General features: G+C 47.6%; 19 protein-coding genes and 1 pseudogene. 7 read left to right on the forward strand and 13 right to left on the reverse strand.

Annotation, left to right across the window (positions count from 1 at the left end; genetic code table 11):
• Positions 1-113: 113 nt before the first annotated feature.
• A complete protein-coding gene (locus QM717_RS12690; RefSeq protein ID WP_415037860.1) occupies positions 114-4724 on the reverse strand; it encodes a choice-of-anchor L domain-containing protein in 4611 nt (1536 codons plus the stop codon).
• 268 nt (positions 4725-4992) lie between these two features.
• On the opposite strand from QM717_RS12690, the gene argS reads away from it, so the two are divergent.
• Positions 4993-6771 (forward strand): arginine--tRNA ligase, encoded by a 1779-nt coding sequence (gene argS / locus QM717_RS12695; protein WP_415040121.1) that lies wholly within the window; start codon positions 4993-4995, stop codon positions 6769-6771.
• A 172-nt stretch (positions 6772-6943) separates the two neighbouring features.
• On the opposite strand, the gene QM717_RS12700 is transcribed toward argS, so the two are convergent.
• The 5 genes from QM717_RS12700 to QM717_RS12720 all read right to left on the reverse strand — a co-directional run bounded on the left by QM717_RS12700 (position 6944) and on the right by QM717_RS12720 (position 12750).
• Entirely contained in the window at positions 6944-7357 is a 414-nt protein-coding gene (locus QM717_RS12700) for a 3-hydroxyacyl-ACP dehydratase FabZ family protein (protein ID WP_415037862.1), read from the reverse strand.
• 189 nt (positions 7358-7546) lie between these two features.
• Positions 7547-8890 carry a T9SS type A sorting domain-containing protein gene (locus QM717_RS12705; protein WP_415037863.1) on the reverse strand — a complete coding sequence of 448 codons (1344 nt, stop codon included), beginning with the start codon at positions 8888-8890 and terminating at the stop codon, positions 7547-7549.
• 83 nt (positions 8891-8973) lie between these two features.
• The gene (locus QM717_RS12710; protein ID WP_415037865.1) at positions 8974-11280 is read right to left on the reverse strand and encodes a TonB-dependent receptor plug domain-containing protein; all 2307 of its coding nucleotides are present in this window, start codon (positions 11278-11280) and stop codon (positions 8974-8976) included.
• Entirely contained in the window at positions 11281-12186 is a 906-nt protein-coding gene (locus QM717_RS12715) for a FecR family protein (RefSeq protein ID WP_415037867.1), read from the reverse strand. It abuts the gene before it with no gap.
• 45 nt (positions 12187-12231) lie between these two features.
• The gene (locus QM717_RS12720; RefSeq protein WP_415037869.1) at positions 12232-12750 is read right to left on the reverse strand and encodes an RNA polymerase sigma factor; all 519 of its coding nucleotides are present in this window, start codon (positions 12748-12750) and stop codon (positions 12232-12234) included.
• 173 nt (positions 12751-12923) lie between these two features.
• Here QM717_RS12720 and QM717_RS12725 point away from each other — a divergent pair, with 173 nt between their 5' ends.
• The 4 genes from QM717_RS12725 (at position 12924) to QM717_RS12740 (ending at position 16775) form a co-directional block, all read left to right on the forward strand.
• Positions 12924-13406, forward strand: coding sequence for a hypothetical protein (locus tag QM717_RS12725; protein ID WP_415037871.1), 483 nt, complete (start codon positions 12924-12926; stop codon positions 13404-13406).
• On the forward strand, positions 13321-14265 hold the full coding sequence (locus tag QM717_RS12730; RefSeq protein ID WP_415037873.1) for a LamG domain-containing protein: 945 nt from the start codon (positions 13321-13323) through the stop codon (positions 14263-14265). Before QM717_RS12725 ends, QM717_RS12730 begins: the two co-directional genes overlap by 86 nt.
• A gap of 154 nt (positions 14266-14419) precedes the next feature.
• The gene (ffh, locus tag QM717_RS12735; RefSeq protein ID WP_415037875.1) at positions 14420-15757 is read left to right on the forward strand and encodes a signal recognition particle protein; all 1338 of its coding nucleotides are present in this window, start codon (positions 14420-14422) and stop codon (positions 15755-15757) included.
• Positions 15758-15887: 130 nt separating this feature from the next.
• Positions 15888-16775, forward strand: a complete 888-nt coding sequence (locus QM717_RS12740) for a bifunctional 5,10-methylenetetrahydrofolate dehydrogenase/5,10-methenyltetrahydrofolate cyclohydrolase (protein ID WP_415037877.1) — start codon at positions 15888-15890, stop codon at positions 16773-16775.
• On the opposite strand, the gene QM717_RS12745 is transcribed toward QM717_RS12740, so the two are convergent.
• The 7 genes and pseudogenes from QM717_RS12745 to QM717_RS12775 form a co-directional block, all read right to left on the reverse strand.
• Positions 16762-17925 carry a T9SS type A sorting domain-containing protein gene (locus QM717_RS12745; protein WP_415037879.1) on the reverse strand — a complete coding sequence of 388 codons (1164 nt, stop codon included), beginning with the start codon at positions 17923-17925 and terminating at the stop codon, positions 16762-16764. The genes QM717_RS12740 and QM717_RS12745 overlap by 14 nt on opposite strands.
• A gap of 79 nt (positions 17926-18004) precedes the next feature.
• Positions 18005-18373, reverse strand: a complete 369-nt coding sequence (locus QM717_RS12750; protein ID WP_415037881.1) for a lipocalin family protein — start codon at positions 18371-18373, stop codon at positions 18005-18007.
• A 322-nt stretch (positions 18374-18695) separates the two neighbouring features.
• A pseudogene (gene rluF / locus QM717_RS12755) lies at positions 18696-19472 on the reverse strand (23S rRNA pseudouridine(2604) synthase RluF); the annotation flags it as partial.
• Positions 19473-19682: 210 nt separating this feature from the next.
• The gene (locus QM717_RS12760; RefSeq protein ID WP_415037883.1) at positions 19683-20528 is read right to left on the reverse strand and encodes an alpha/beta fold hydrolase; all 846 of its coding nucleotides are present in this window, start codon (positions 20526-20528) and stop codon (positions 19683-19685) included.
• 31 nt (positions 20529-20559) lie between these two features.
• Entirely contained in the window at positions 20560-21342 is a 783-nt protein-coding gene (locus tag QM717_RS12765; RefSeq protein WP_415037885.1) for a zinc ribbon domain-containing protein, read from the reverse strand.
• 3 nt (positions 21343-21345) lie between these two features.
• A complete protein-coding gene (locus QM717_RS12770) occupies positions 21346-22440 on the reverse strand; it encodes a Nif3-like dinuclear metal center hexameric protein (RefSeq protein WP_415037887.1) in 1095 nt (364 codons plus the stop codon).
• Positions 22441-22450: 10 nt separating this feature from the next.
• Positions 22451-23023, reverse strand: coding sequence for a hypothetical protein (locus QM717_RS12775; RefSeq protein ID WP_415037889.1), 573 nt, complete (start codon positions 23021-23023; stop codon positions 22451-22453).
• A 55-nt stretch (positions 23024-23078) separates the two neighbouring features.
• Between QM717_RS12775 and lpxK the strand changes: the two genes are divergently transcribed.
• Both lpxK and QM717_RS12785 read left to right on the forward strand, forming a co-directional pair.
• Complete coding sequence (gene lpxK, locus QM717_RS12780; protein ID WP_415037891.1) at positions 23079-24095, forward strand: tetraacyldisaccharide 4'-kinase; 1017 nt, start codon at positions 23079-23081, stop codon at positions 24093-24095.
• A gap of 142 nt (positions 24096-24237) precedes the next feature.
• Entirely contained in the window at positions 24238-26412 is a 2175-nt protein-coding gene (locus QM717_RS12785; protein ID WP_415037893.1) for a zinc-dependent metalloprotease, read from the forward strand.
• Positions 26413-26420: the final 8 nt, after the last annotated feature.

The raw sequence follows: 26420 nt of genomic DNA on the forward strand, positions 1-26420 counted from the left end.
CAAATGTTACATTTTTTTTTCGGTTTTTCCCAATAAAAAAGCTCCCTGGGCAAGGGAGCTTTTTAAAGATTTGGGGAATAGGGATTTGCTGCGTCAAAAATGTGACGCTGGGGTTATCTCTTCATGGCGAAATGCGCCTTAAATTCTTTTTCGATGCCGTCTTCTTCATAGTTCACGACAAACCAATAGTCGGTTGATGGCATGGCCTGGCCGTTGAATGTACCGTCCCAGCCTGCGCCGCTCGGTTTGATCTTGGTCAGCAATTTTCCGTAACGGTCAAAGATGCTGATTGTCGAAGTCAATTGTTGTTTCAGGTCGACAATGTTCCAGGTGTCGTGGAAGCCGTCGCCGTTTGGCGTGAAATATTTCGGATAGTTCACCACAAGCGCTTGCGAGGTTGTGGTTCCGCAACCATTTTTATCCCTCACCGTCACGGTGTGCGTGCCCGAAGAAACATTGTCAAACACATTGCTGTCCTGCCATGGGCCGTGGTCGAGCATGTATTCGTAGTCGCCGCCCACACCTTGTGCATTGACGACAATCGTTTGGCTGTCGGCAAAATCGTCGGTGATGGTGTAGCTGACCAAAGCCGGTTCAGATGGACTAACGGTTACAAAAGTTTCGGCAGAAGGACAGCCGGTCAATGAATTGGTCGCGATGACCGAATATTCGCCTGGCAATACCGCCGTATAGCTGCTTCCGGTTCCTACGAGCTCACCCGCTTCGTCAAACCATTCAAAAGTGTGGTTCGAGGCACTGAGTCCGCTGACAATCGTAAACGCATTGATCAATTCCTGTTTTCTGCTGTCGTAGCAGATGATGCCACCGATTGGGGTCGGCTCCGGAATTTTGTTGACCAAAATCGTAATGGCCTGGACGCCGAAGCAATTCGCAGTCAATGTGTTGTTGACCCTTGCGAAAGCCAATGTTGCATTGGTGGTCGTAATTGGGCTGACCTGTCCGATTGCGTCGTCCATCGTGGCATAATAAGCCACCGTGAATTCTGCCCCGGTTTGTGTTCCGAGTACTGCCGCGTTGAGATCGGTCAAGGTGAAATTGGTGATGCCGTCATTGGTTCCGTCTTCGTCGCAAACCGTCGTCAAGGTCGAACTTACGCTATGCGCCACCGGCGTAGGTACGATCGTCACTTGGAACGAACTCTCGTCCGAACAAATAGGGGAGAACGGCGATGTCGCATAGATGTAAATTGTAGCCGTGCTCGTGATGACATGGCCCGCGTTGAGCACCTGTCCGGTTCCGTTTGGACCGGTATAGAAACGGCCTTTGGTAAGTGCTGGCAAGGTGTAGCTCGCACAGGTCGTTACGTTTGGCAATTCGTCTACGTTGAAAATAGTCACCACGAAACTTCTTTCGGCAGCACAATTTGGGGTGGTTCCGGTTTCGGCATACACATAAAGCGTTTGCGTGGCCGTGATCACATCGTTTTCGAAAAGCTGCGTCCCGGTTTTATTCGTTCCGGTATAATAGCTTTGTCCGACTGGCAAGGCAGGAAGCGTGTAGGAATTACAAGCATTCTGGTTGCTCATTGGCGCAATTACCGGGGTGTTGTTGATCGTGATGTTGAAACTGTTCTCATCGGTACAGTTGATCCTTTCACCCGATTCGGTGTACACATAAATCGTCTTGGAAGTCGTGATGACATCTCCGGCGTGCATCAAGGTGCCTTCGCCTGCAGCGGGACCGCCGGGTTGCGAATAATAGTTTCCTACGGTCAACGCTGGCAAGGTATAGCTGTCGCAAGCCGTTACATCGGCTGGATCGTCGGCATGGATCGAGAAAACCGTAATCGTAAAGTGGTTCTCGGCCACACAAGCCGGTTCGGTGGTGCCTACCGCATAGATGTAAATGTCCTGGGTGTTGTTGATGACCGTTCCGGCTGGAAGCATCGTTCCAGTTCCGCCCGGTCCGGTGAAATAATTACCCACGCCGAGCGCGGTCAACGTATACGAATTACAAACATCAATATCAGATCTCGAATCGATGGCCGGTTTCGGGTTCACCGTTACGGTAAAACTGTCCTCGTTGTAGCAGGTCGGTGTCGATCTCTTGAAGATGTAAATCGTCTGGGTTGACGCAATGATGTCACCCGCAGCCAATTCGGTGCCGCTTTGCTCAGGGCCGGTATAATAGGTTCCTCTGGTGATTACTGGCAGGGTATAGCTGTCACAAACCGTTACGTCTTCGAGGTGGTCGATGAGCGGCTGGGCGATGTAGGCCGTGAAATGGACGTTATCGGTACAGTTCGGTCCGCCGCCGCCCGCTTTCGGGATGTAGATGTAAACAGTGGCGGTTTCTTCCAAGATGGTGCCCGCCGGGATCATGTCTCCCGTTCCCGCTGGTCCGGTGAAATAATTTCCGATAGGTAATGTCGGCAAGGTATAACCGTTACACTGCGAAATATCGGCTGGCGCGGTAAATCCGATGTAAACCGTAAATTGTTTTTCCGATTTACAGAAATTTGGTGCTCCGGTATCGGCATACGCATACAGCGTGGTCGTTGTCGTGATGGTTGTTCCGGCTGGGACTTCAGTTCCATTTTTATTGGGTTCGGTGTAATAGGTTCCACCGCCCGGCAAGGCAGGCAAGATATAAGAAGTACAGTCGAAAATATTAGGCTGCTGTCCGATTTCCACGGTCGGTAAAATGGTCACTGTAAAATCGGTATCAATGATACAGAAAGGCGGCGTCAACGATTCGAAATACACATACAAGGTTTGGCTTTCCGTGATTTCAGTTCCCGGTGTCAAAGGCGTACCCTGACCGCCCGGTTGCGGATAATAAACACCATTTTCCAATGGAGGCAAAGTGAAGCTTCCACAATAGGTGCCGCTGCCCGGGGACAATTCCAAAGGATTGATGATGGTGATCTTGAAGCTGCTTCCCGCCGAACACGAATCGGGTCCGCCCGGCTGGTTGAAAATATAAATGGTTTGGGTTTCGGTAATGATATCGCCGGCAAACTTTGGCGTTCCGGTACCATTTGGTCCTGTGAAATAATTTCCGTTGGTCAATACAGGCAACACATACGGATCGCACAGAACAAGGTTGTTCAATGAATCGACAGGAGGCAATGGTGCAATGTGCAAGGTAAAACTCGTCGTGCTGAAACAGCTCGGGTCGGTTGCGTTCTGAACCCTTACATACACCACCGCATTGTTGATGCCGATGTAAGTATTTCCAAGCGGATTTGTTCCAGAATTGGCATTGGCCAACGAAGTATGGTAAGTAACCGTATAATGTGCCGGCGCTTGCCCACCCAAAACGGTAGCCGTTTGTGAAGCAATATTGAAAATGGCATTGTTGATGGTTTGCGAACGTGCGCACATCGTCATGTCCAACGGCTGGTTTGCTACCGGCGATGGCAACGTCAACAACTGGAACGATTTGACGACATGACAAGGCGTGTCTGCGCTCTTGATTCTTACATAGATGGTTTGGCTGCCCGTACTCGAATAGTTCAAAGGCAATGCGCCAGTTCCTGCTTCGGCAGCGGTTTGCGAACTGTGGTAAGTGACCGTAGTGGCCGGATTCAAACCAGTCTTTACAATTGGGGTGTTGTAAGACAGGTCGTATACATAGTTTCCACCGGCGCCGATACATTTGTACAGGTCGACCGGATTTTGGGTCGTAATTTCAGGATAGTACTCGATCAGGACCGAGTCGGTGATCGGCGTACAAGTGCCCACCAAATACTGGTAAGTCAATTCGTAAGTTCCTGCTTGCGTGATGGTCAAAGATGGACCATTTTCACCCGGAAGCGTGGCGTTGTTTCTTTTCCAAGAGAAGGCATACGTCGTGGCGCTTAAACCTGAATTGATCGTGTACGGTTGGCCATGGCAGATCGCCGTGTTGTTGGCTACGGTCAAGTCCAGTCCCAAAGCGTCCTGACCAATGTTGAAACTGTCGGAATTGATAAAAATCGCCGAATCCGATTCATTGTCGGTACGGTCGGCAATGACCAATTTAATATGGTAAGGTGTTCCCGGAACCATTACCGCCGAAGCGTTCATGAGTTTCGTTTGTCCGTTGTAATTCGTTGCCGAACCTGCAGCAGCCGAGCCGCCGTTGTAACTTCCAAAGAATTGTGCGTTGGCCGATGGGCACGACGAGTTGTACAGGAAATCCCTGATCGTCACGACCGAAATCGGCAGGTTCGTATTCGGAACCACCGCGAGGTTGGTCGTTACGCCCGTATTGACGTTGGTCAACAAGAACGCAAACGCATCCGAGAATTCACATTGGAAGTTTCCATATTCTTCTGAGGCAAAAAGGAAATCGAAACTAAATTGTGGGGAAATAGGGGTAAAGTCAAATTCAAGCACTGTCGCGTTGACCGAGTTCATCGGGATTCCGGCCGCGGCCAAAGTCGCCTCGAGGTCGGCGTCGCCCGGCCAGCTCATGTCACCGTCATTCAAGTGAACCGAATTGGGGCCCGGCGCGTTGGCGACATTTCCTGTCGAAAGGATCACGCCCGATGGCATCGGGAAATTCATATTGGTGTTGTTGAAATAACCGATACCGTTCGACGATCCGAAATTGGTTCCGGTTTTCCAGGTAATGTTCGTAGCTGACACGCAAGGCGAATTGATCAGTACGTTGTTGACCAACTGGGGTACGGTATGCGAGGAAGTGCTCACCGTAATGGCCTGGGAAAAACACTGGGCAGAAATAGCCAGCGCGAAAATGAGTATTAATCTTTTCATGTTCATCTTAATTAGGGAAATAAGAGTACTTTGTTTTGACGGGTCAAATATTGTAATTAAAATCGTTTAAATGCAAAAAAAATCGATGAAATGCACAATTTTCATTTTTAATAAGATAAAATTCTTACATTTTGTGTTTATAACTGTGTTGAAAATAAAAGAATGGGCCAGTTGAACGGAAATTGAAATGATTTAAATCTATTTTGAAGGTTTCTGTGTTTTCAAATCGCCACAGATATTGCTATCTTTGCGCCTCTTAAAAACCATAATTATGTTAGCCGAGATTCTTACCCCGCAAATTCAAAAGGCCATTGCCGGATTGTTCGATGTTCAGATTGATAAAATCGAATTCCAGGCCACGCGACGCGATTTCGAAGGCGACATTACGATGGTTATTTTTCCGTTGCTCAAGCAGATCAAGGGCAATCCGGCCGAGATCGGCAATAAAATCGGACAGTTTTTGGTCGAGAATGTCAACGAAGTGGAGCGTTTCAACGTCGTGTCGGGTTTCTTGAACATTGTCATTTCCGACCAATATTACCTTGATTTCTTCAACACGATCAAAACCGATGCGCAATTCGGATTTGTTACGCCAAACCCCGAAGGCCAAGCGATCATGGTCGAATACGCCTCGCCCAATACGAACAAGCCGTTGCACCTCGGGCACGTCAGGAATGTGCTGTTGGGCTATTCTGTCGCGCAAATCCTGAAGGCTTCGGGCAAGAAAGTCTACAAGACGCAGATCATCAACGACCGTGGCATTCACATCTGCAAATCGATGTTGGCTTGGCAGCAATCGGGTCTCAGCGAAACACCTGAATCCACCGGACTCAAGGGCGACAAACTTGTTGGAAACTATTACGTCGCATTCGACAAAGCCTATAAGGAACAAATCAATGCGTTGATGGGCGAAGGCAAAACCGAAGACGAAGCCAAAAAGCAAGCACCGATTTTGCTCGAAGCCCAAGAAATGCTCCGCCAATGGGAAGCCGGTGACGAAGCCGTCGTTGCACTCTGGAAAATGATGAACGGCTGGGTCTACGAAGGTTTCGACCAGACCTATGCCAACATCGGTGTCGATTTCGACTCCTATTATTATGAAAGCAACACCTATTTGTTGGGCAAAGAAGTCGTGCAGTTCGGTCTCGAGAAAGGGATTTTCGAAAAAGACCCAGACGGTTCGGTGTGGATCGATTTGACCGCCGACGGACTTGACCGTAAAATCGTGCTGCGTTCCGACGGTACGGCCGTTTACATGACGCAGGACATCGGAACCGCGATCCAGCGGGTCAAGGATTTCCCTGACGTAGGCGGTATGGTCTACACGGTCGGTAATGAACAAGACTATCACTTTAAGGTGTTGTTCCTGATTTTGCAGAAACTCGGTTTTGAATGGTCCAAAGATTTGACGCATTTGTCCTATGGCATGGTCGAATTGCCTTCCGGTAAAATGAAAAGCCGCGAAGGTACCGTTGTAGATGCCGATGATTTGATGGTAGAAATGACCCAAACGGCCCAACAGATCTCGCAAGACTTGGGTAAACTCGAAGGGTATAGCGAAGCCGAAAAGGCGGTTTTGTACCAAATCATCGGGTTGGCCGCCTTGAAATATTACATCCTAAAAGTGGATCCCAAAAAACAGATTTTGTTTAACCCGAAGGAATCGGTTGATTTTGCCGGGAACACAGGTCCGTTCATCCAATACACCTACGCAAGGATCCAATCGATTTTGCGCAAAGCCGATTTCGATACCGCTTCGGTTGCAAACATTGCCGAATTGCACGAAAAGGAAAAGGAATTGCTCAAAATCATCGCACAATTTCCGCAAATCATCCAGGATGCCGCCGAAAACCACAGCCCGGCGCTTGTGGCCAATTACACCTACGAACTCGTCAAGGAGTACAATTCCTACTACCAGTCGGTTCCGATTTTGGGTGAGGAAGATTCGGAGAAGAAGAAATTCCGCGTGCAGTTGTCGCAAAAAGTCGGCGATACCATCAAGGCCGCTTTCGGTTTGCTCGGGATTTCGGTTCCGGAAAGGATGTAATTTTAGAGTATTTCTTTCACTGCTAAGTACACAAAGCTTTGTTTTGCGCAACTACGCAGGCGCGAAAATGCGAATTGAGTTCGCTCTGACGAATATACTGTTTGTTCGTGAAAGTGCAACTTCCGGCTACCGAAAACGCGGCAATGGCTTGAAAAGACAGTTTTGGAGAGTGCTACTGTATTTTAACACACATCCAGCTTGCCTTTAGAATTTTTTTGTCTTTCACATAAACAATTCCAGATTGTTTAATTATTTTTTCACTTAAACGAATATTTTGAATAACATATGTTATTTGATCCGTAAATCTAGCGCCAGCATAGAATTCGGCATCGTCAATACTTACCAGACCGAATAGTCCATTAGTCACTCCTAAAAGTTTAACTCCTGCGCCGCCGCATTGTGCCATTGATTCAATTAAGATTGTTCCAGGAATATATTCAAACTCAGGAAAGTTTCCTTTCAACCAATTGTCTTTTTCGTCAAATGTCTTATGGCCAATAATAGTTTCATTTGAAAATGAAGTTATTTCATCGACAAATAAAAAGGGAGTTCTATGTGGAATTAAATTCTCAATTTCTTGTGACATAAGTTTTTTTTTTTGACAAGATAACAATTATTTCCGATGTGTCCGAAGTGCAATCAGCTACCCATAACTGCGCAGGCGAAAAAGCGAACCGAATTCTCTCTGACGAATATGATGTTTCTTCGTGAAAGTAAAACGTTGTAGCTTGTAACATCTGGCGCTTGCTTAGTTGTGCGTTGGCTGCTGTGCCCATTATATTTTTATAAATTTTTTATAATAACTTTTTCCTTTGCATTTAACTTCAGCGAGGTATATTCCTTGTTGAAGATTTCCAACATATACCTGATTATTTTCAAGGCTTAAGATAATAGACTTACCAGAAATGTCATAAACCGTTACATCTTCAAAAACAACATTTCCTTCTGCAGAAACGGTAGCAAAATCGTGAACAGGATTCTGGATGAACAAACATTCACATCCACATTGTCCAGGTTCTTCGGGTATTGCAATATCACAATCCTTTACTAAAATTGGGATGTAGCTGGTTTCATAGGTGCCATTTCCTAGATCTCCCATTTCATTTCTTCCCCAAGTCCACACACTTCCATCTGTTTTTATAGCCATCCCATGCGTGGCACCGCAACTGGCAATTTCCCAATCATTGTCGCTACCGAAGAGCGTTGGTTGTGCTGGATTGTTATCGTTGGCACTGCTTTCGGCATAACCATCTCCCCAATAATGAAACGAACCGTCTTCCTTTATAGCATAAAATTTGTACAGCGCGGCATCAATATCGGCCCAATCAGAATCGCTGTTGGTCTGCGTAGGCCATAGATATATCCCGCTTGTACCGCCAGGACCACTATATCCTTTCATACCCCATTCCCAGAGCGTACCATCATTTTTTAAGGCGACAAGAAAATTATTACCGCCATCAATTTTGCGCCAATCATTGTCACTGCCGATCTGGATGGGCGTTTTTTGCTTATCGATTGTCATTACATAACGGTTGCCGCCCCAAGCCCACAATGTGCCGTCTGTTTTTATAGCTGCTGTAAAAGATCCCCCAGTTGCAACGCTGAGCCAATCATTGTCGGTTCCTATACGGACGGGCTCAGGAACATAGGTATACGAATTATTGCCTACTCGTCCTTCGTAATTGTATCCCCAGCCCCATAGCGATCCATCGGTTTTGATTGCCATTACGTGTTCGAATGCGCTGACAAATTTCCAATCTGATGCCGTTCCTACTTGTGTTGGAATATGCGCATCTACACCAGGCCAAGAAGCTCCTGGGCTTATATGAAACCCCCATTGCCATAAGGTGCCGTCTGACTTTATTGCATAGGTGTGATTGAAGGCAAAGGAACCTAGGGATTGCCATTCCCCGGGATTGCCGACCTGGATTGGGACGTTGCTGTTGGTGGTAGTATTATTTCCGAGCTGTCCGTTTAGGTTTCGCCCCCACATCCATAAAGTTCCGTCATTATCTATATAACCTGAATGTCCGGCACCTGTAGCGATTGACTTGACACATTGCGCCCCTATCGTTTGAGCGATTATAAGGAAAATTAAAATCAAATAATATTTCTTCATAGTTATAGGTTTTATGAGTATTGCAGCCAACGTGTGCTTTGCGTAAAACTTTTCGTCTTCGCGGTGAAATATTTTTTGTTGAATTAGAAAGTCAGGCGCAAACTCAGGTTGGGCGTGCGTTCCATCGAATAGGTATTGACGACCTCAATGTCATTGGCCGTCGTGTTGACACGGTAATAGCGGTTGATGACATTTTCTTTGTTGAGCAGGTTGAGTACCGAGGCATTGGCCTGCAATTTGGTTTTTTGGCCCAGGTTCCAATAATACGAAGCCGAGAGATTGAACTGCAGGTAATCTTCCAAATAACGCTTGTTCGGATCGTTGTAGGTAATCGTAAAACCAGAATAACTGAGCGGAACCGTTGTCGGGCGGCCCGAGTTCCATTTGCCGCCGAGCGCAATCTTCAAGCGTTCCTTTTCATACACAGCGGCAGCCGAGACCGAATGCTGCAATTCGTAATTGTTCGGGAAACGCGTCGGGTCGAACGAGCCGAAACGGTATTCGTTGCGGTTGAAACTGTAACCCAGCCAACTGTAAAAATGTTCGAAATTGCGTTGGATCAGCAGCTCGGTGCCGGCCACGGTATAATCGCCGTTGATGCGCAGCAATTCCAATTGGTTTTGGAACGCCTGTCCCGGCGAGGAAATCCCGGTTACCTTTTTGTAAAAATTGTCAATGGCGATGCGCCACGCGTTGTCCTTGTAGGAAACACCAACGGAAACCTGGCTGCTTTTCTGTACCGGAACTTCATCACCGGCCACGGTCCAGCGTCTTTTTTCGATGCCGAGGAAATCGCGTTGCAAATCGACGACCTGCGCCATCGTTTGGCTTTTCTGTTCGCCGAGGATTTCCACCTTGAGTGTTTTGGACAACGTATAGTTGAATTGGAGCCGCGGCTCGACGATCCATTTCTGGAGTTCTTCGATGTAATTGGTGCGGACGCCGCCTTTGAACAAAGCATCTTTGGTTGCCGAGGCATATTCGGTTTCGAGGATCAGGGCATGGGTGCGCAAGACCTCGGTGATGCGTCTTTTGAGGAACGGATTGTTGATCTCGTCGAAATTGGAAACCCCGGTTTCGTTGAACTGGTAACCATTGTTGAACGCCCAAAACGCATTGATCTGGTGGTGGTTTTCGATGCGCAGCCCATAGTCGAGCACTTTGTTTTGCTGGTCAAGGATCTGGTTGTTTTCGACGGATTGGTTCAATGCATCCAGTTTATAGGACGACACATAGGCATTGATCTTGGTAAAGTTGGCCGTATTCCAAACAGTTTTCCAATTGAGGCTTGATCCGAAACTTTGCTGCTCGAGCGCGCTGTATTTCGAATTCACGATGCCGTCGACAGTCGCATTCTGGTTGATGCCAAGCCGGTTCTTGATCCCGATGCCGTCGATGAAAAATTCGTGCTGGCTTCCGATTTTCTGGCGGTACTGGAAAGTCCCGTCGTAAAAGAAGAAATTCTCGTTGGTGCGGTAATCGACGATCTGGTTGTTGTCGACCTTGGTCACGATCGTATTCTGGAAAATGCGGTTGTAGTAATTTTGGTAAGTCGGTGTCTGGATTTCATCGGTATACGAGCGCCTGGCCGAAACGACAAACGATGCTTTTTTCGACGCCTTGACCTTGGCAAAAAAATTCGCACCGATCATGTTGGCCCCGATCCCAAATTGGGTTTTCTCAATATCGTCGGTATGGGTCGAAATATCGACGACACTCGAAACGCTTTCGCCATAAAACGCAGGACTTCCATTTTTTGAAATCGAAATCGTGTGGGCGAGTGCCGGGTCGAAAGCAGAGATCAATCCAAAGAAATGTCCGGTCTGGAACATGCGGATGCCATTCCACAAAAATAAATTCTGGTCGTGCGTGCCGCCGCGGACGTTGATGTTCGAGATGGTTTCATCGGCGCTGTAAATCCCGGGGATTTGTTGCATGGTGTGCAGCACGTCGGGTTCGGTAAGTCCGGGCAAAATCCCAAATTGCTGCGGCTTGATGACCACATCGCCGTATTTTTTCTTCGAAATACCCGTGGCAAGGAAACTTTCGATGACCACTTCGTTGAGGTCGGCCGCCATCTGGTTTTCCTCCTCCGGAATCTTCTCGGGATGGGTGCGTGTGATGACAATATACAGGTTGTTGACGAGCTCAAATGCCAAAGGCGCTTCGGTTTGGAGCGCCTCTAATTTTTGAATCAGGGTCAGTTTTCTTTCGGGTGGGGTGACCTCGAGATCGGAAACGGTTTCTTCGGTGTAGTTGAATTTGACCTTGTGTTGCTTTTCAATCGCGGCTAATACAACCTTTAGCGGCTTCTTTTCTTGCGAGAAAGCCACGACAGAAAACAGCCATACGAGTGGAATCAGTATGAAAGTGATTTTGGGTCGAATCATTTACCGTTTAAAGGTTACGCTATTTTTTCCGGTCTTTTGGTATTTAAAATTATAGGCTGAACTGATGATTTGCAAGGCCATTTCCATGTCTCCGGCCGGAACGGTTCCGGTGAATTTCTGGCTGGTAGCGATGTTTTCTTTTGTAATCACAATGTCGTATTGGCGCTCGATTTCGGCGATCACCGCATTGAGATTCTCAGCATTGAATGTTAGCTGATAGTTCATCCAGGAAGGTTTGGAGTCGGTATTGATTACCGATGCCATACGTTTTCCGTTTTCAAATATAACGCTTTGTCCTTTGGTCAGGTAAATCTTGTCACTGTTATTGGCAACTTTAACTTTCCCTTCGAAGCAGGTCACTTCAAAACGCTGCTGGCGCGCCTTGACATTGAACTGCGTTCCCACGACGGTCACCGTACCCAAATCGGTGTGGACATCGAAGGTTTTTCCCTTGGTTACTTTGAAGAATGCCTCGCCCTCAAGATCGAGCGAGCGGTTGCCGTCCCAAAACCAATTGTTGTAACGGATTTCCGAACCGGAGTTCAGCGTTACTTCGGAATGATCGGGCAGGAAAAAGACTTCCTGCTGGCCATTGGCGGCGATTTGTGTTTGGTTGGCGAGTGGTTTGGCGATGAAAAATCCGAGGACGAGAATGGCGGCCACCGCGGCCACACGGGCCATCCAGTTGGGTTTCATCTTGATCACGCGCGGTATGGTTGTTTGTTTCGGTTGCGCGATGATATTTTGGTACATCGCCTCCGTATGGATCTGCGGCCCGACTAATTCGGCCGAATACTGTTTGATTTTCTGGTAGGTCTCAAAGTCTGGGGACTTTTCAAAAGCTTCCAATTCGCTTGCGGTCATCTTGCCTTCCAGCCATTTCGCTAAATCGTGTTGCTCTTCCATTTTGCTATTTTTGTTGTAAAACATTTTATTTTTAAAAAACCCTACCTACACTTTTCCGATTTCTTTGCGCAGGTAAACCAAGGCACCGTGTATCCTTTTTTCAACGGCCTTGACGCTGATGTCGAGTTCTTCGGCGATTTCAGCGTATTTTTTTCCATCGATGCGGTTCATCAGGAAAGCGGTGCGTTGTGCTTCCGATAGATTGGCGATGGCGTCCTGCAGTTTGGTCTTGAACTGCGCCTCCTCTAAAATAAACTCCGGACTTTCGGCGGTACTGGGGTTCGAAGCCGAATTTTTGGCATGCGCCAACACTACTTTTTGGTGGGCAATCTGGTTCAGTGACGCATTGTTGGCCACCGTATAGACATAAGATTTGGCTTTTTCGGGAGGGACATTGCTGCAGTTTTCCCACAATTTGATGAACGCGTCCTGGGCGATGTCGTGCGCCTGATCGGCATTTCCGAACTTGTAGTACAAATAGTTCGTCAGGCTTTTGGCATTGGCTTTAAAAAAAGCGGCAAAAATGTTTTCTTCGCAAATGCCTTTAGAAGCGTTTTTTTCCATTGGTTGAGATTGGGCTTGTAAAAATATTTCCTGTATAACAGGAATGAAGGGAAAAACCCTATTTTTATATTTTTATTTTCCAAAGATAAGATTTAACTTAAAAAAAGATTTACTTGGGTAGGGTAATTTGGCCATCATTTGTTTTACTCAAAAATGGACTAGAAAATTGAACTATGAAAAATGATTTAAGGAAGGTCTTCGGTCTTCTGTCGGTTGTGGTAATCCTGATGGTTTCGTGCCAGGGCGATGAGAACAGCAGCTACGTCAATCCCGAAGCGCTGGGCAAATCTTCGCAGCTTACGACACTGCTCCAACGCGTGGCGCAGGCCCGGGCGGTAGACGACAATGTCCTTGACAGCGCGAGCTGTTTCAAGATCAAACTTCCGATCAATCTCGCTGTAAACGGCCAGTTCCTTTCGGTACAAGATGAAAGCGATTACCTCGATGTAGCCAATATTTTCAATGCCTCGAACGCCGATGAAGATTATCTGGAGTTCAATTATCCGTTGGTGATCAACCACAACGGCGGCGGGGAACAGACGCTCGAAAGATGTAATCGAATTGCAGACTTTGCGCCAGACTTGCCCGATTCCGGCGGGTGCTGCGCCAATCGGCTGCTTCAAATTGGTGTTTCCGTTCAATATTTCGCTGTATGATGCCAATTCGCAGACCCCGCAAATGTTGACCATGCAAGACGATTACGATTTGTTGGCCTTTGTGGTCAACCTTGGGGCAGGGCAGTATTTCCAGATCAACTATCCGTTGCAGGCGACCTTGAACAACGCACCCATTACGATCAACAGCAATGCCGAATTGTCTTCGCAAATCTACAACGCCATCGAAAACTGCGGCTGCGACAATCCGCACGTGCTTACCGATCAATTGGCGGCTTACATTCCGTTCGCGGGCGAAGTAAACGATTTGACTGGTTTTGCCGTACCTTCCGTATTGGGGTCTACCCATTATGTAACCGACAGGAGCGGAAACCTCAATGGTGCGATCTCTTTCGATACCAATGACGGCACCAGCCGCATCGAAATTCCTTTGACTGGGCTTAACGCCATTCCTCCCGGAGTGCCGTTTTCCATCAGTTTGTGGTTCAAAAGACAGGACACCAACCCGGCCGGAACTTTCGAGGATTTGTTTACCGGGGAAGGATTTGCACTCAATCTGGGCAATAACAACCTGCCTTCGCAACGCGGGCCGGTGATCATCTACCACGACAATCCTACTTTGTATGATTTCTCATGGGTCAGTCAAAATTTGGGTACAGACACCAGTAATTGGCACCACGTGGTCATTACTTACAACGGAGAAACGGCCATGACACTTTACAGGGATGGTTCTTACGTCAATCAAATGGGGGCCAATGAGATTTCAATCCTCGGAATGATCATAGGCGGAAATTACAAAGGCTATCTTGATGATTTGCGCGTATACAAAAAGGCTTTGGAGATGGAGGAAATACAAATTTTATACGAACTCGAAGGCGATACGAGCCATTGCCTCGACTAAAATAGTTAGTAGTTAGTTTTTATACAGGAGAACCAGTCCGGAAGGGCTGGTTTTTTTTATTTATCGGGAACGTTTACGGGCGTTAAAATTCGAAATTCCGGCTTTGACGCTTGCCGACTTTATACTATATTTGCAGCTTCATAAATAGAAAATCATGTTTGATAATTTAAGCGATAAACTCGACAAGGCGTTCCACATTTTGAAAGGCCACGGCAAAATCACCGAAGTCAACGTAGCCGAAACCTTAAAGGAAGTACGTCGCGCCTTACTCGATGCCGACGTCAATTTCAAGATTGCCAAAGATTTTACGACCAAGGTAAAAGACAAAGCCATCGGGCAGGACGTACTCACGACCTTGCAGCCGGGGCAATTGCTCGTCAAATTGGTCAAGGATGAATTGACCGAATTGATGGGAGGCGACGCCGCGGGCATCAACCTTTCAGGCAACCCAACAGTCATCTTGATGTCGGGTCTGCAAGGGTCGGGTAAAACGACTTTCTCAGGAAAACTCGCCAATTATCTCCAAACGAAAAAAAATAAAAAGCCTTTGTTGGTGGCCTGCGACGTATACCGTCCGGCGGCGATCAACCAGTTGCACGTGGTCGGTGACCAGATTGGGGTAGAAGTCTATTCGGAACCCGAAAACAAGAACCCGGTCAACATTGCCGAAAATGCGATTAAGCACGCCAAAGCCAATGGTTTCAACGTCGTCATCGTCGATACCGCCGGTCGTTTGGCCGTCGATGAGGAAATGATGAACGAGATCGCCAATGTCCACAAAGCCATCCAGCCGCAAGAGACTTTATTCGTCGTCGATTCGATGACGGGCCAGGATGCGGTCAATACGGCCAAAGCCTTCAACGACCGACTCAATTTTGACGGGGTCATCCTGACGAAACTCGATGGCGATACACGAGGTGGTGCGGCAATCTCAATCAAATCGGTGGTCAACAAGCCGATCAAGTTCGTTGGAACCGGCGAGAAAATGGAAGCCATCGATGTATTCTATCCGTCGCGTATGGCCGAAAGAATCCTCGGTATGGGTGACGTCGTTTCCCTCGTGGAACGTGCGCAGGAGCAATTCGACGAAGAAGAAGCGCGCAAATTGCAGAAAAAAATCGCCAAGAACGAATTCGGTTTCGATGATTTCCTGACCCAAATCCAACAGGTCAAGAAAATGGGGAACATGAAGGACTTGGTGGGCATGATTCCGGGTGCATCCAAGGCGATGAAGGATGTCGAGATCGAGGACGATGCCTTCAAGCACATCGAAGCGATCATCTACTCGATGACACCACAGGAGAGAAGCCGTCCGGCCATCATCGATGTCAAGCGCAAGAACCGCATCGCCAAAGGCTCGGGGACCAAAATCGAACAGGTTAACCAACTGATGAAACAGTTCGACCAAATGAGCAAAATGATGAAAATGATGCAAGGCCCGGGAGGCAAAAACCTCATGAAAATGATGGGCGGCATGAAAGGAATGCGATAATGAGAAAATGAGAAAATTAGCGAATGAGAATCTGGGTTTTCATTCGCTAATTTGCTTTTAATACAAACACAACCAATCAAATTTGGAAAGGCATTGGCTCATTTTCAAATTTTCTAATTCACGAATTAACATGCAACTACTGGACGGAAAACAAACTTCAGAGGACATCAAGAATGAAATCGCGGCCGAAGTCGCGGCCATGAAAGCCAATGGCGAAAAAGTCCCGCATCTGGCGGCCATAATTGTCGGGAATGACGGGGCGAGCTTGACTTATGTGGGCAGCAAGGTCAAAGCCTGCGAACGCGTCGGGTTTGAATCGACCTTGATCAAGATGCCGAGCACGACTTCGGAAACCGAACTGCTCAAGAAAATCAAGCAGCTCAACGAAGACGACCACATCGACGGGTTCATCGTACAGTTGCCGCTCCCGAAACAAATCGATACGCAAAAGGTGTTGATGGCCATCGATCCGAGCAAGGACGTCGATGGTTTCCACCCCGAGAATTTTGGTAAAATGGCGCTCGATATGTCGACGTTCATTCCGGCGACCCCGTTCGGAATTTTGGAATTGCTCGAACGCTACAATGTCGAAACCAAAGGCAAACACACGGTGGTTATCGGCAGGAGCCACATTGTCGGCCGTCCGATGAGCATCCTGATGGGAAGAAAAGGATTTCCCGGAAATTCCACCGTCACACTCACGCACAGTTATACCAAAAATATAGCACAGATCACCACACAGGCCGACATCATTATTACGGCACTTGGGGTCCCGAACTATCTCAAAGCCGAGATGATCAAGGACGATGCCGTCGTGATTGACGTTGGGATTACGCGCGTCGAAGACAAAGATTCCGAAAAAGGCTATGTCATCACGGGCGATGTCGATTTTGAAAACGTCAGTAAAAAGGCATCCCATATCACGCCGGTGCCGGGTGGTGTTGGCCCGATGACGATTGCGATGTTGCTCAAAAATACCTTGTTGGCCCGCGAACAGCGGAAAGCTATTTCAAAATAAGTTTTGTGGTTTCGGCAAAGTCATCGCCTGAAATTTTGGCGAAATAAATTCCTTTGGCCAATGCAGAAAGATCGATGGTTTCGGGCATCGATTGTTTGAAGACCTTTTGTCCTGTCGCGGTGTAAACCTCGATGTTTTGTGGCTTATGGTTGTTCGACGCAATTTGAAAGATCCCGTTGGAAGGATTCGGGTAAATTTTAAAAACATTTGACCCATCCGCTGTTTTTGCGACCGAAAGATTTTGGTTGTGCGCCATGTACAAATCGGAACTGTTGAAGCCGTTGGTCATGTCGTTCCTGAGGTAAACGATCCATTCATTATTGGCAGAAACCGTAGGGTGCGAAATGTAGGCCGTTGCTTCCGCGAATCCTTGTAGCGGCGCGGTTGTTTGCGGGTCGAATGCCTCGGATGTCGATGTTCTCGTAATTTGGCCGATGTTCCCATTTCCGGCAAACGGAGGAAAGCCAAAAAAGTAACTCAGTTCATCTTTTGAAAGTTGGCCGGGTTGCGCCAAAATACCGCCTACATCTAGCATTCCGCTGTAAGCAAAAGAGGTCGCCGAACTACGCTCAAAAATGCGGATGCTGTCATCTCCCGTTTGGTCATGCATGTACATCGTGTTTTGGGAAGCATCAAGCGATGGCCCGAAAAACTGGTCCATCAACAAACCCGTCAGCGTAATCAATACAGGTGCCTCAAATGGCGAATCCACTGTAGGGCGGTGCAGGTAATACAATTGGGTTAGGGAACCAATCCCAATAACGTAGGCATCGAGTTCATTTTCCGAAAGCCACATCGACCGTGGATAAACCACACCAGTCGGGATTTCAACCGGCACGCCAAATTCACTATTAGTGTCGGATCTTTGGGTAAACATGATCTTGCCCCAGGAAATATCGGAATGACTGTAATACAGCCGGAGTCCGTCGGAACTGATCCACGGATAGGATTCGGCGGTATTGGTGTTGATTTCGGTTAATGCCCGAACCTCGCCATAGATTTCAGCCATCGGGGAGGCGGTTGCCATGGACTGACGGCTTTGAAAAGTGTCTGTTTTGGTCGAGCCATTGACATTGAAATCGGCAGCGAAATTTTGGCCCAATGCTGTGAAAGCAACAAACGCGCTAAGTAGTGTTGTAATTTTTCTCATGTTGTATTGGTTTGTACAAGTATAAGAAAAAATTACGTATAATTCTGAAAACAAGCAAATTAGCTTTTAAAGCTGCGGTTTACAGCTTTTTCATCAGGAATTCGCCCAGTCCAAATTTCAAGACCAGTCGGTCTGCGGTCAATTCCAGGATTGAAAACTCAAATTTCTCCCCTTCGGCGTTCAGGACAAGTGACTTCGAATCGTTGGCAAGCAACCACTTGCCACTTGCCGGCGCACCAAACAAGGAGCCGGTAAAATCGCCATTGCCCTTGAATTCCAAAGTCATTTTATTGATGACATCTTTCTTTAAGGTTTTGCGCCCATCCTTATCGATGCCTTTGTTCAGTGCTTCCTTGAAAATCCATTTGCCTTCCAGCATTTTTGCGGATTGGGCGTTGGCAGTTGATAAAAAACCGATAAACAAAACTAAAGCGATGATTCTTGACATGGTTGAATAGGAATTAGTATTCTCCTTTTTTGCGGTAATTCGGGTCGTCTTTTTTGATGATTTCGACGTTCCAACGTTTGGCCGGTTTGGCGGTGTTTTCTGGCGTACCATCGGTTTTGGGATTTTCATTTGCCTTTTTGTCGACGATTTTGGAATCCTCTTTTTTGACAAAACCTACCTTGCGTGCAGGTTTCTCCTCGCGCATGACTTTGGTGTCTTCGCGTTGGATGAATTCGATTTTTCTCGCCGGACGTTCCGTTGCTGCAGCATCCTCGCGTTTGCGTTTGTCATAAGATTTGCGCTCGGTTCTTGGCTCCGGGCTCTTGGTTCTTGGCTCTTGGCTCTTGACTCTTGGTTCCGCTTTGGGCAAACTCGCTTCTTCGGTCTTGCTTGACGGTTCGATGAGTTGGTTGAGTTCCTTGATTTCGGCCTCGGTCAAATCGCGGTAACGGCCCTGTGGCAAATCGAGTGAAATGTTGATGATGCGGATGCGGATGAGTCGCGTCACCTCATAGCCCAAATACTCGCACATACGCCGGATTTGGCGGTTCAAGCCTTGCGTGAGGATAATCTTGAAGGTGTATTTGCTGATTTGTTCGACTTTGCATTTGCGTGTCACGGTATCCAAAATCGGGATGCCGTTGCCCATGCGGTCGATGAAACGCGAGGTAATCGGTTTGTCGACCGTCACGGTATATTCTTTTTCGTGGTTGTTGCGCGCGCGCAGGATTTTGTTGACGATGTCGCCGTCATTGGTCATGAAGATCAAACCTTCCGAGGCTTTGTCCAATCGCCCGATCGGAAAAATGCGTTTGGGGTAATTGATGAAATCGACGATGTTGTCCTTGACTTCAAGATTGGTCGTGCATTCGATCCCGGGTGGTTTATTGAAGGCGAGGTAAACGGGTTTCTCGTTTTTGTCGCGGATCAGTTTGCCGTCGATGCGCACTTCGTCGTCGTTGGTCACTTTCATGCCCATTTCGGCTGGGTTGCCGTTGACGGTGACGCGTCCTTCTTCGATTAATGCATCGGCTTCGCGTCGCGAGCAGAATCCGGTTTCGCCTATGTATTTGTTGAGGCGTTTTAGTTCTTGTTCCATGTGGCAAAGTTAGGGAATTAGGAAATGTGTCAATTAGAAAATTAGAAAATTAGAAAATTAGTCAATTAGATGATTAGCCAATTTTTGGACATTATCTAATTATCTAATTTTCTAATTGAGACATTGTCTCATTTAGCCCTGATGGAAGCGGTATCCTTTTTCCTGCTTCTTTAGCAGGGAAAAGATAAAGCGGACAGCAGGAAAAAGCTCCTAATCGGCAAACAAAAAATCCACCACCTTTCCATACAACACATCGTCGTGCATGCTATGGCCCAATCCTTTGGTTTCGATAAAAGTGGCCTGTTTCCACGAATTCGCGATTTTTTTGCCCTCGTCGAAAGCCACGACTTCATCATCGATGTCATGCGCGACCATGCCTTTGAGGTGGAGCTGCGAGCCGAAAATACGTGCGGAAAACTCAGCGGTCTTGATCGCAAAACGTTCGATGAAATGGTTTTCGAGCAACTGGACCATCTTGGCATTGAGGCTCAAGAGGTTCCCGAAATTGTCGATCAGCGTCTGCAAGTCCGAAGGCGCACCGAGCAGCACCATCTTGCGTACGCCATTTTCGGGATATTGGTACTGGTGGTACACACAGGCCGCACCGCCGATCGAATGCCCAATCAGCGCATCGGGTTTGAATTTCTGAATGGCCGCATCGATGAATTCGGCATACTTAGGAACGGTAAATTCCTTGCCGCTCGACAAACCATGTGCGGGCGCGTCGATTGCGATGATCGTGCTTCCGGTTTTCTTAAGGTGCGGCAGCATTTTCTCCCAACGCGCGGCATTGCTTTCCCAGCCGTGTACGAGCAAAATCACATGGTCGTTGCCCTTCCAGGTGTACGATTGCATCTCGTGGCCGCCATAGCGGAAGGTTTCGGTTTGGGTTTCCTTTAGAATATCGGGCAGGCGGTCTTTGTGCAAACGGCCATCGCGCGGTTCGCTGAACAACCGATAGGCGAGCAACGACGCTTGTTTCGGACGCGTATAACTCAAAATATTGAGGTACATCCCGATGGATTTCGTCAGTAAGAACCGCTTGATTTTCTGCATAAAAAAGCCCCGTTAAAACGAGGCTGGTATTTTAGAATTGTGAAAACAATTGTTGCATTTTTTCTCTTTCCTCTTCGGCGAGTGAAGTATCCACGAGGATTCTTCCGGAATGCTCATCGGTGATGATTTTCTTGCGTCCGGCGATTTCCACTTGGGTTTGCGGTGGAATCGTGAAGAACGAACCGGCAGATGCGCCTCTTTCGATCGATACGACTGCCAAACCATTTCTCACGCTGCTGCGGATTCTTTTGTAGGCCGCGAGCAAACGTTCTTCGATGAGTGCCTCGAATTCGGCCGATTTTTCAGAAAGGAACGCTTCCTCTTTTTCGGTCTCGGCCATAATGTCGCTGAGTTCCGATTTTTTGTGCTTGAGGTGCGCCATTTTGGCCTCGAGTTTCTCTTTTGAGTTCGAGATGATTTCTTTTTTGTGTTCCATCGAAGCCTTCATTTCCTTGATCTGTTTTTCAGCCAATTGGATTTCGAGTTCCTGGAATTCCACTTCTTTGGTGAGCGAGTTGAATTCGCGGTTGTTGCGAACGCTTTCCTGTTGTTTTGAATATTTTTTGATGGCAGACTGGTGGTCCTCAATGGCGTTTTTCTTCGCCTTGATCTGCTCCTCGATGGTTTCTAAATCTTGTTTCAGTTTTTCGGTACGCGTCGTGAGTCCGGCCACTTCGTCTTCCAGATCTTCCACTTCAAGCGGCAATTCACCCCTAACATTTCTGATTTCATCAATTCTGGTGTCGATCAATTGCAGGTCATACAACGCTCTCAACTTATCTTCCACACTCAATTCTTTGGTATTCGTAGCCATATTTTAAAAGTACTTAACTGGATTTGTATTTTTTTCCGATAAAATGATGGCAAAATTAGTGATTTTTTTCTTAAGAAAATCAACCATATAATTTTTTGTATACCGTTCGCTTTCAAAATGTCCGATGTCACACAAAAGCATGCGGTTTTCGGCCTCGTAAAAATTGTGGTATTTGAGGTCGGCCGTCAGGAATGCATCTGCGCCGGCAGCCATCGCATTCTTGATCGCAAAGCTGCCCGAACCACCCAAAACGGCTACTTTCTTGATATTTTTATTCAGGAATTCCGAATGGCGGATGCTCTCGGTTTGCATCTTGTCCTTGACCATCTGCAGGAAATCGCGCTCGCTACGGGCCGTTTCCAGTTCGCCGATCATGCCGAGCCCGATATTTTGGTGCGCGTTCTGCAAATCATAAATTTCGTACGCGACTTCTTCGTAGACATGGTTCGAAAACAATGCCTTGAGGATTTTCGATTCCAAATGTTTTTCAAAAGTCACTTCGATCTTGGTTTCTTCGCTTTGCACGAATTCAAACCGCTCGCCGATTTCGGGATTGCTGTTTTCATTGCCCCTATACGTTCCAATTCCAGTCGAATTGAAACTGCAATTCTCGTAATTGCCGATGTTTCCAGCGCCCGCTTCAAACAAGGCGTGGCGCAATTTTTCGGCATTTTCGGCTATAGTGTACGTGATCAATTTGCGGATGAAATTCGATTTTGGAACCAGGATTTTTGTGTTCACCAATCCGAGTGCGTCGCTGAAAATTCGATTGACGCCGTCTTTGTGGTTGTCCAAGGCCGTGTGCACCGCATAAATCGCGATGTTATTTTGGATGGCTTGCAAGACCACGCGCTCGACATAATTCTTGCCCGTGATTTTCTTGAGACCCGAAAATACGATCGGGTGGAAGCAAACGACCAAGTTGCATTTTTTGGCGATCGCTTCCTCGATGACGCTTTCGAGCGCGTCGTGGCACACCAGGATTCCGGTTGCTTCGGTATCTGGATTGCCGATGAGCAAGCCAACGTTGTCGAAATCTTCGGCATAGGCGAGCGGCGCCATTTCTTCGAGTATCGGGAGAATTTCTTTGATTTTCATGAAGGTAATTTTAGGTTGCCCAGGTGTTTAGGTAGTCTTTGATGATCCATTGGCCATCGACTTTTTCGAGCAGCAAGACCGATCCGTTGTTGTGCTCGATGTTGCGGTAAAACGTGACTTTAACCAAGGCGATGTTCGATTTCGAATAATACAATGGCTTACTGATGATCATCAGGCGTTGGTTGTTCAAATGGAGCCTTTTGGAAACCTCGTGGTATTTTTCGAGGCTCAGGCATTCGGAGATTTTTTGCTGGAGTTTCGTCTGGTCGGTTTTGTAGATCGCTTCGAGTTCGTTGTGCCAGTCGAGTTCCTTGGTATCGGTAATTTTCTGGCGGATTTCGGTCTTGAAATCGGCCGGCAATTTCGTGCTTTGGATCGCTTCGACCAATTCCTCGTTGTTGTTGGCGCGGTTGCAATACAAATACAACAATTGGCTTCGGCCTTTGTAGACGGGCTTTTCGGTCTTGTAGTAGCGCAGCAATACGGTTTTGATCACTGCCGCATCTTCGGTATTTTGGGCCCTGGCCAACGGAACCATTCCCAAAAAAGCGAGCCAAATCAATAAACAGGTTTTCGTTTTCATGCGAAGCGCGGGCAAATTATTTCCTTCCAAAGATAAAATATTATACTTTCGTAGAATGAATTTACTGCGAAAAATCCTATTTCCGTTGGCGGTTTTGTACGGCTGGGTTACGCAGTTGCGCAATTTTCTTTTCGATCGGAAAATCCTCAAATCCTATTCGTTTGACTTGCCCGTTATCGCTGTGGGAAATCTTAGCGTAGGTGGCACCGGAAAGTCCCCGATGATCGAATATTTGATCCGTTTGCTGGCAGAAAAATACAAGATTGCGACGCTAAGCCGCGGCTACAAAAGGACGACGCAAGGTTTTGTGTTGGCCGATTCCAATGCCAGCGCGGAAAGTATCGGGGACGAGCCATTCCAGTTTTACAATAAATTCCCTCAAATTCTGGTTGCCGTCGATGCCAATCGCAAAAACGGCATCGAAAACTTATTGGGACAAAATCCACCGCCGCAAATCATTTTGCTTGACGACGCCTTCCAGCACCGCAAAGTCAAGGCCGGATGCTACATTCTGCTCACGGCTTATGGCGATTTGTATGCCGATGATTGGATGTTGCCGACCGGAAATTTGCGCGAAAGCAGAAGTGGTTCGAAACGGGCAGACGTCATTATTGTCACCAAATGTCCGCCGGATTTATCGCGACAGGAACAAAATAAAATTTGGGAAAAATTGAATATCGGGCACAATCAATTGTTGTATTTTACCTGCATCCAATATGATGATCGCATTTATACGGAGCATGAATCTTTATCGGTAAACGAAATCAAATCTTCCGACAAATTATTGCTCGCCGGAATCGCCAAACCCAAACCGTTTTTCGCCTATTTGCAAGGTGAAAACGACACAATTATGGAGTTTCCGGACCACCATCATTTTTCCGAAACCGATATTCAAGCAATCCTAAGCAAGGCCAACGGCAGAAAAATTATCACCACCGAGAAAGATTACGTAAGGCTCAACGGCAAAATTCCCGCCGACCAGCTTTTCTACCTGCCGATTCGTTCGCAATTCCTCGATGACGCAACTTCATTCGATTGCCGGATTCTTGATTTTGTTGCAGAGCAAGCTTAGCAAATTCCCCTAGCTATTCATTAATTTTTCAAAAAAACCTTGAAAAATAGGTTTTGTCTACCTTTTGTCTACCTGTTTTGGTGAAACAAAATGCAAAAGCGCCGTCAAACGGGTCAACTAACCCTCTTAAAACCAAACCCATATGAAACGGCTTTTTTTATTTCTTTTGTTCTCCTGCGGTGTATTGTTTGCACAGAAAGGCAAGGTAAGCCAAGCGGTGACCCGGCTCGAGCAACGCGGCGTAGATTTCGAAACCTTTGATTTGTTCGATTCGCCTTATGTACCCTTTGCCGATGCGTCGGCCTTAAGCCAAACCACGCAGGCCGTACTCCATTTTGGTGCATTGCAATCCATTTACAACGCCAAACCTGCTGCAATCCAATTTGCTTTTCCGTACAACGGGCAAACCATTTCGGTACAGCTCTATCAAGTAGACATCATGACGCCCGATTGTAAAATCAAAACCGATCAGGGTGAATATACCGCATATTCCAAAGGGGTCTATTACCGGGGCATCGTGTCAGGAAATGCGGAATCTTTGGCTGCCGTCAGTTTTTTTGAAGGGGAAATGGTGGCCGTGGTTTCTTCACGGAATTGGGGCGACCTCAATATCGGCAAGCGACCAAATGCGGCCAATGCCAATGAATACCTGGTTGGTCCGGCTGATGGAGCGCCGCTGCAATGCACCACCGATACGGCTTTATTTCCGCCGATTCCGTCTACCGAGAGGCTTTTGCAAACGCCAACCGAAACCACCAAATGCGTACGCGTGTATTATGAACTCATGCATGAGATTTATGTCAACTACGGCGGAGACCTCGATCAGGAACTCAATCGGCTGACCGCATTGCACAACGCTGTGGCGGCGGTATATGCCAACGACGGCATCAACAATTTGCCCATCAGTGAAGTTTTTGCCTGGATTACCCCCGATGGCTATGGCCCGGGATCTTCGTTTGACGTGCTTCGGAATTTCAAGCACCTGCGTCCCGCTTTTAACGGCGATATTGCCTGTCTTTTCCAATACAACAGCGGCATGGGTGTGGCCGATCCGTCGCGTTGCAACGCTTTTCACGGTGACTATCCACTGGCTTCCGGATCGTATTGCGTTTCGGATTTGTACAACGGCCCGGTTCCCGAATTTCCTGGCTATTCCTGGGAGGTGAAATTGACGGCACACGAAATGGGGCATGTGTTTGGGTCGCCGCATACGCACCATTGCGTGTGGAACGGCAACAATACGCAGATCGATGATTGCGGCAATGCTTTTCCTTTCGTGGAAGCACCGAGCCCATGTTACGATCCATCCGCGCCGATTTTTCCCGAAACGGTCGACGGGATTACACAGGGCACCATCATGAGCTACTGTAGCTTGAATTCGCTGGCCGCGGGTTTTGGGCCGCAGCCCCGCCAGTTGATCATCAACAACATCGAATCGGCGGCGTGTTTCGGTAACGATTGCGTGTATTCGTGTACGCCAAGTGTGGCCAAGCTAGAATTCAGCGACATCGGGTTGCATACGGCCAAACTCACCATTGTGGATACCGATCCCAATTCCGTTTCGTGGCTGTACCGAATCGTCCCGGGTGAATTCCAGCAAATCGACAGCAATCCGTTTGTCATCGAAGGATTGCAGCCGCAAACATTGTATTCGGTGGAAGTGCGTAAAATTTGTGCCGAACCTTTCGAGGCGAATTATACCAACGCCAACTATTTCCGCACTTCGGGCCAGTATTGTGGTGGCTTTATCTATGCCTATGATGACCCGACCGAAGAAACCGAAGTGGGCTACAATTACCAAACTACCTTGTTTCCCGATGCGGCCAACCAGCTCGTGTCATTGGCAATGGAGTATGTGGTCACGAATTCGCAAAGGGATTTCGTCCGGATTTACGACGGCCCGAACATCACCGACCCCATGATTGCCAGTTACACCGGCGTGGTCGAAAATGCACCGGCACTCGTTTCCACACACCCGACGGGAACACTGACACTCGAATACTACAATACCACGGCGCGCTGGCTGCCAGAGGGTTTCCGCGGACAGGTGAGCTGCATCGAAACCTTGGGCACTACAGTTTTTTCTCGCGATGGGCTGCAGGTTTTCCCGAACCCGGTGGAGCACAGGTTGACGGTTCAGTCGCCAGAGGCCATCGTATCGGTTCGCATTTCGGATGTGCTCGGACGTACGATCGATTTTAGCAAAACCAATGCAAATGCCTTTGATTGCGAGATGGGTGACTATGCTTCAGGAACCTATATCGTTACGGTGACGACCACGACTACCGAAAAGACATTCCGCATCCTTAAAAAGTAATTGCCGAT

The sequence above is a fragment of the Flavobacterium sp. genome, assembly GCF_047602195.1.
Taxonomy (GTDB): domain Bacteria; phylum Bacteroidota; class Bacteroidia; order Flavobacteriales; family Flavobacteriaceae; genus Flavobacterium.

Coding starts and splice junctions, on each gene's coding strand:
- QM717_RS12690 (WP_415037860.1), bottom strand. CDS start 4,724: ATGAAAAGATTAATACTCATTTTCGCGCTGGCTATTTCTGCCCAGTGT.
- QM717_RS12700 (WP_415037862.1), bottom strand. CDS start 7,357: ATGTCACAAGAAATTGAGAATTTAATTCCACATAGAACTCCCTTTTTA.
- QM717_RS12705 (WP_415037863.1), bottom strand. CDS start 8,890: ATGAAGAAATATTATTTGATTTTAATTTTCCTTATAATCGCTCAAACG.
- QM717_RS12710 (WP_415037865.1), bottom strand. CDS start 11,280: ATGATTCGACCCAAAATCACTTTCATACTGATTCCACTCGTATGGCTG.
- QM717_RS12715 (WP_415037867.1), bottom strand. CDS start 12,186: ATGGAAGAGCAACACGATTTAGCGAAATGGCTGGAAGGCAAGATGACC.
- QM717_RS12720 (WP_415037869.1), bottom strand. CDS start 12,750: ATGGAAAAAAACGCTTCTAAAGGCATTTGCGAAGAAAACATTTTTGCC.
- QM717_RS12725 (WP_415037871.1), top strand. CDS start 12,924: ATGAAAAATGATTTAAGGAAGGTCTTCGGTCTTCTGTCGGTTGTGGTA.
- ffh (WP_415037875.1), top strand. CDS start 14,420: ATGTTTGATAATTTAAGCGATAAACTCGACAAGGCGTTCCACATTTTG.
- QM717_RS12740 (WP_415037877.1), top strand. CDS start 15,888: ATGCAACTACTGGACGGAAAACAAACTTCAGAGGACATCAAGAATGAA.
- QM717_RS12745 (WP_415037879.1), bottom strand. CDS start 17,925: ATGAGAAAAATTACAACACTACTTAGCGCGTTTGTTGCTTTCACAGCA.
- QM717_RS12750 (WP_415037881.1), bottom strand. CDS start 18,373: ATGTCAAGAATCATCGCTTTAGTTTTGTTTATCGGTTTTTTATCAACT.
- QM717_RS12760 (WP_415037883.1), bottom strand. CDS start 20,528: ATGCAGAAAATCAAGCGGTTCTTACTGACGAAATCCATCGGGATGTAC.
- QM717_RS12765 (WP_415037885.1), bottom strand. CDS start 21,342: ATGGCTACGAATACCAAAGAATTGAGTGTGGAAGATAAGTTGAGAGCG.
- QM717_RS12770 (WP_415037887.1), bottom strand. CDS start 22,440: ATGAAAATCAAAGAAATTCTCCCGATACTCGAAGAAATGGCGCCGCTC.
- QM717_RS12775 (WP_415037889.1), bottom strand. CDS start 23,023: ATGAAAACGAAAACCTGTTTATTGATTTGGCTCGCTTTTTTGGGAATG.
- lpxK (WP_415037891.1), top strand. CDS start 23,079: ATGAATTTACTGCGAAAAATCCTATTTCCGTTGGCGGTTTTGTACGGC.
- QM717_RS12785 (WP_415037893.1), top strand. CDS start 24,238: ATGAAACGGCTTTTTTTATTTCTTTTGTTCTCCTGCGGTGTATTGTTT.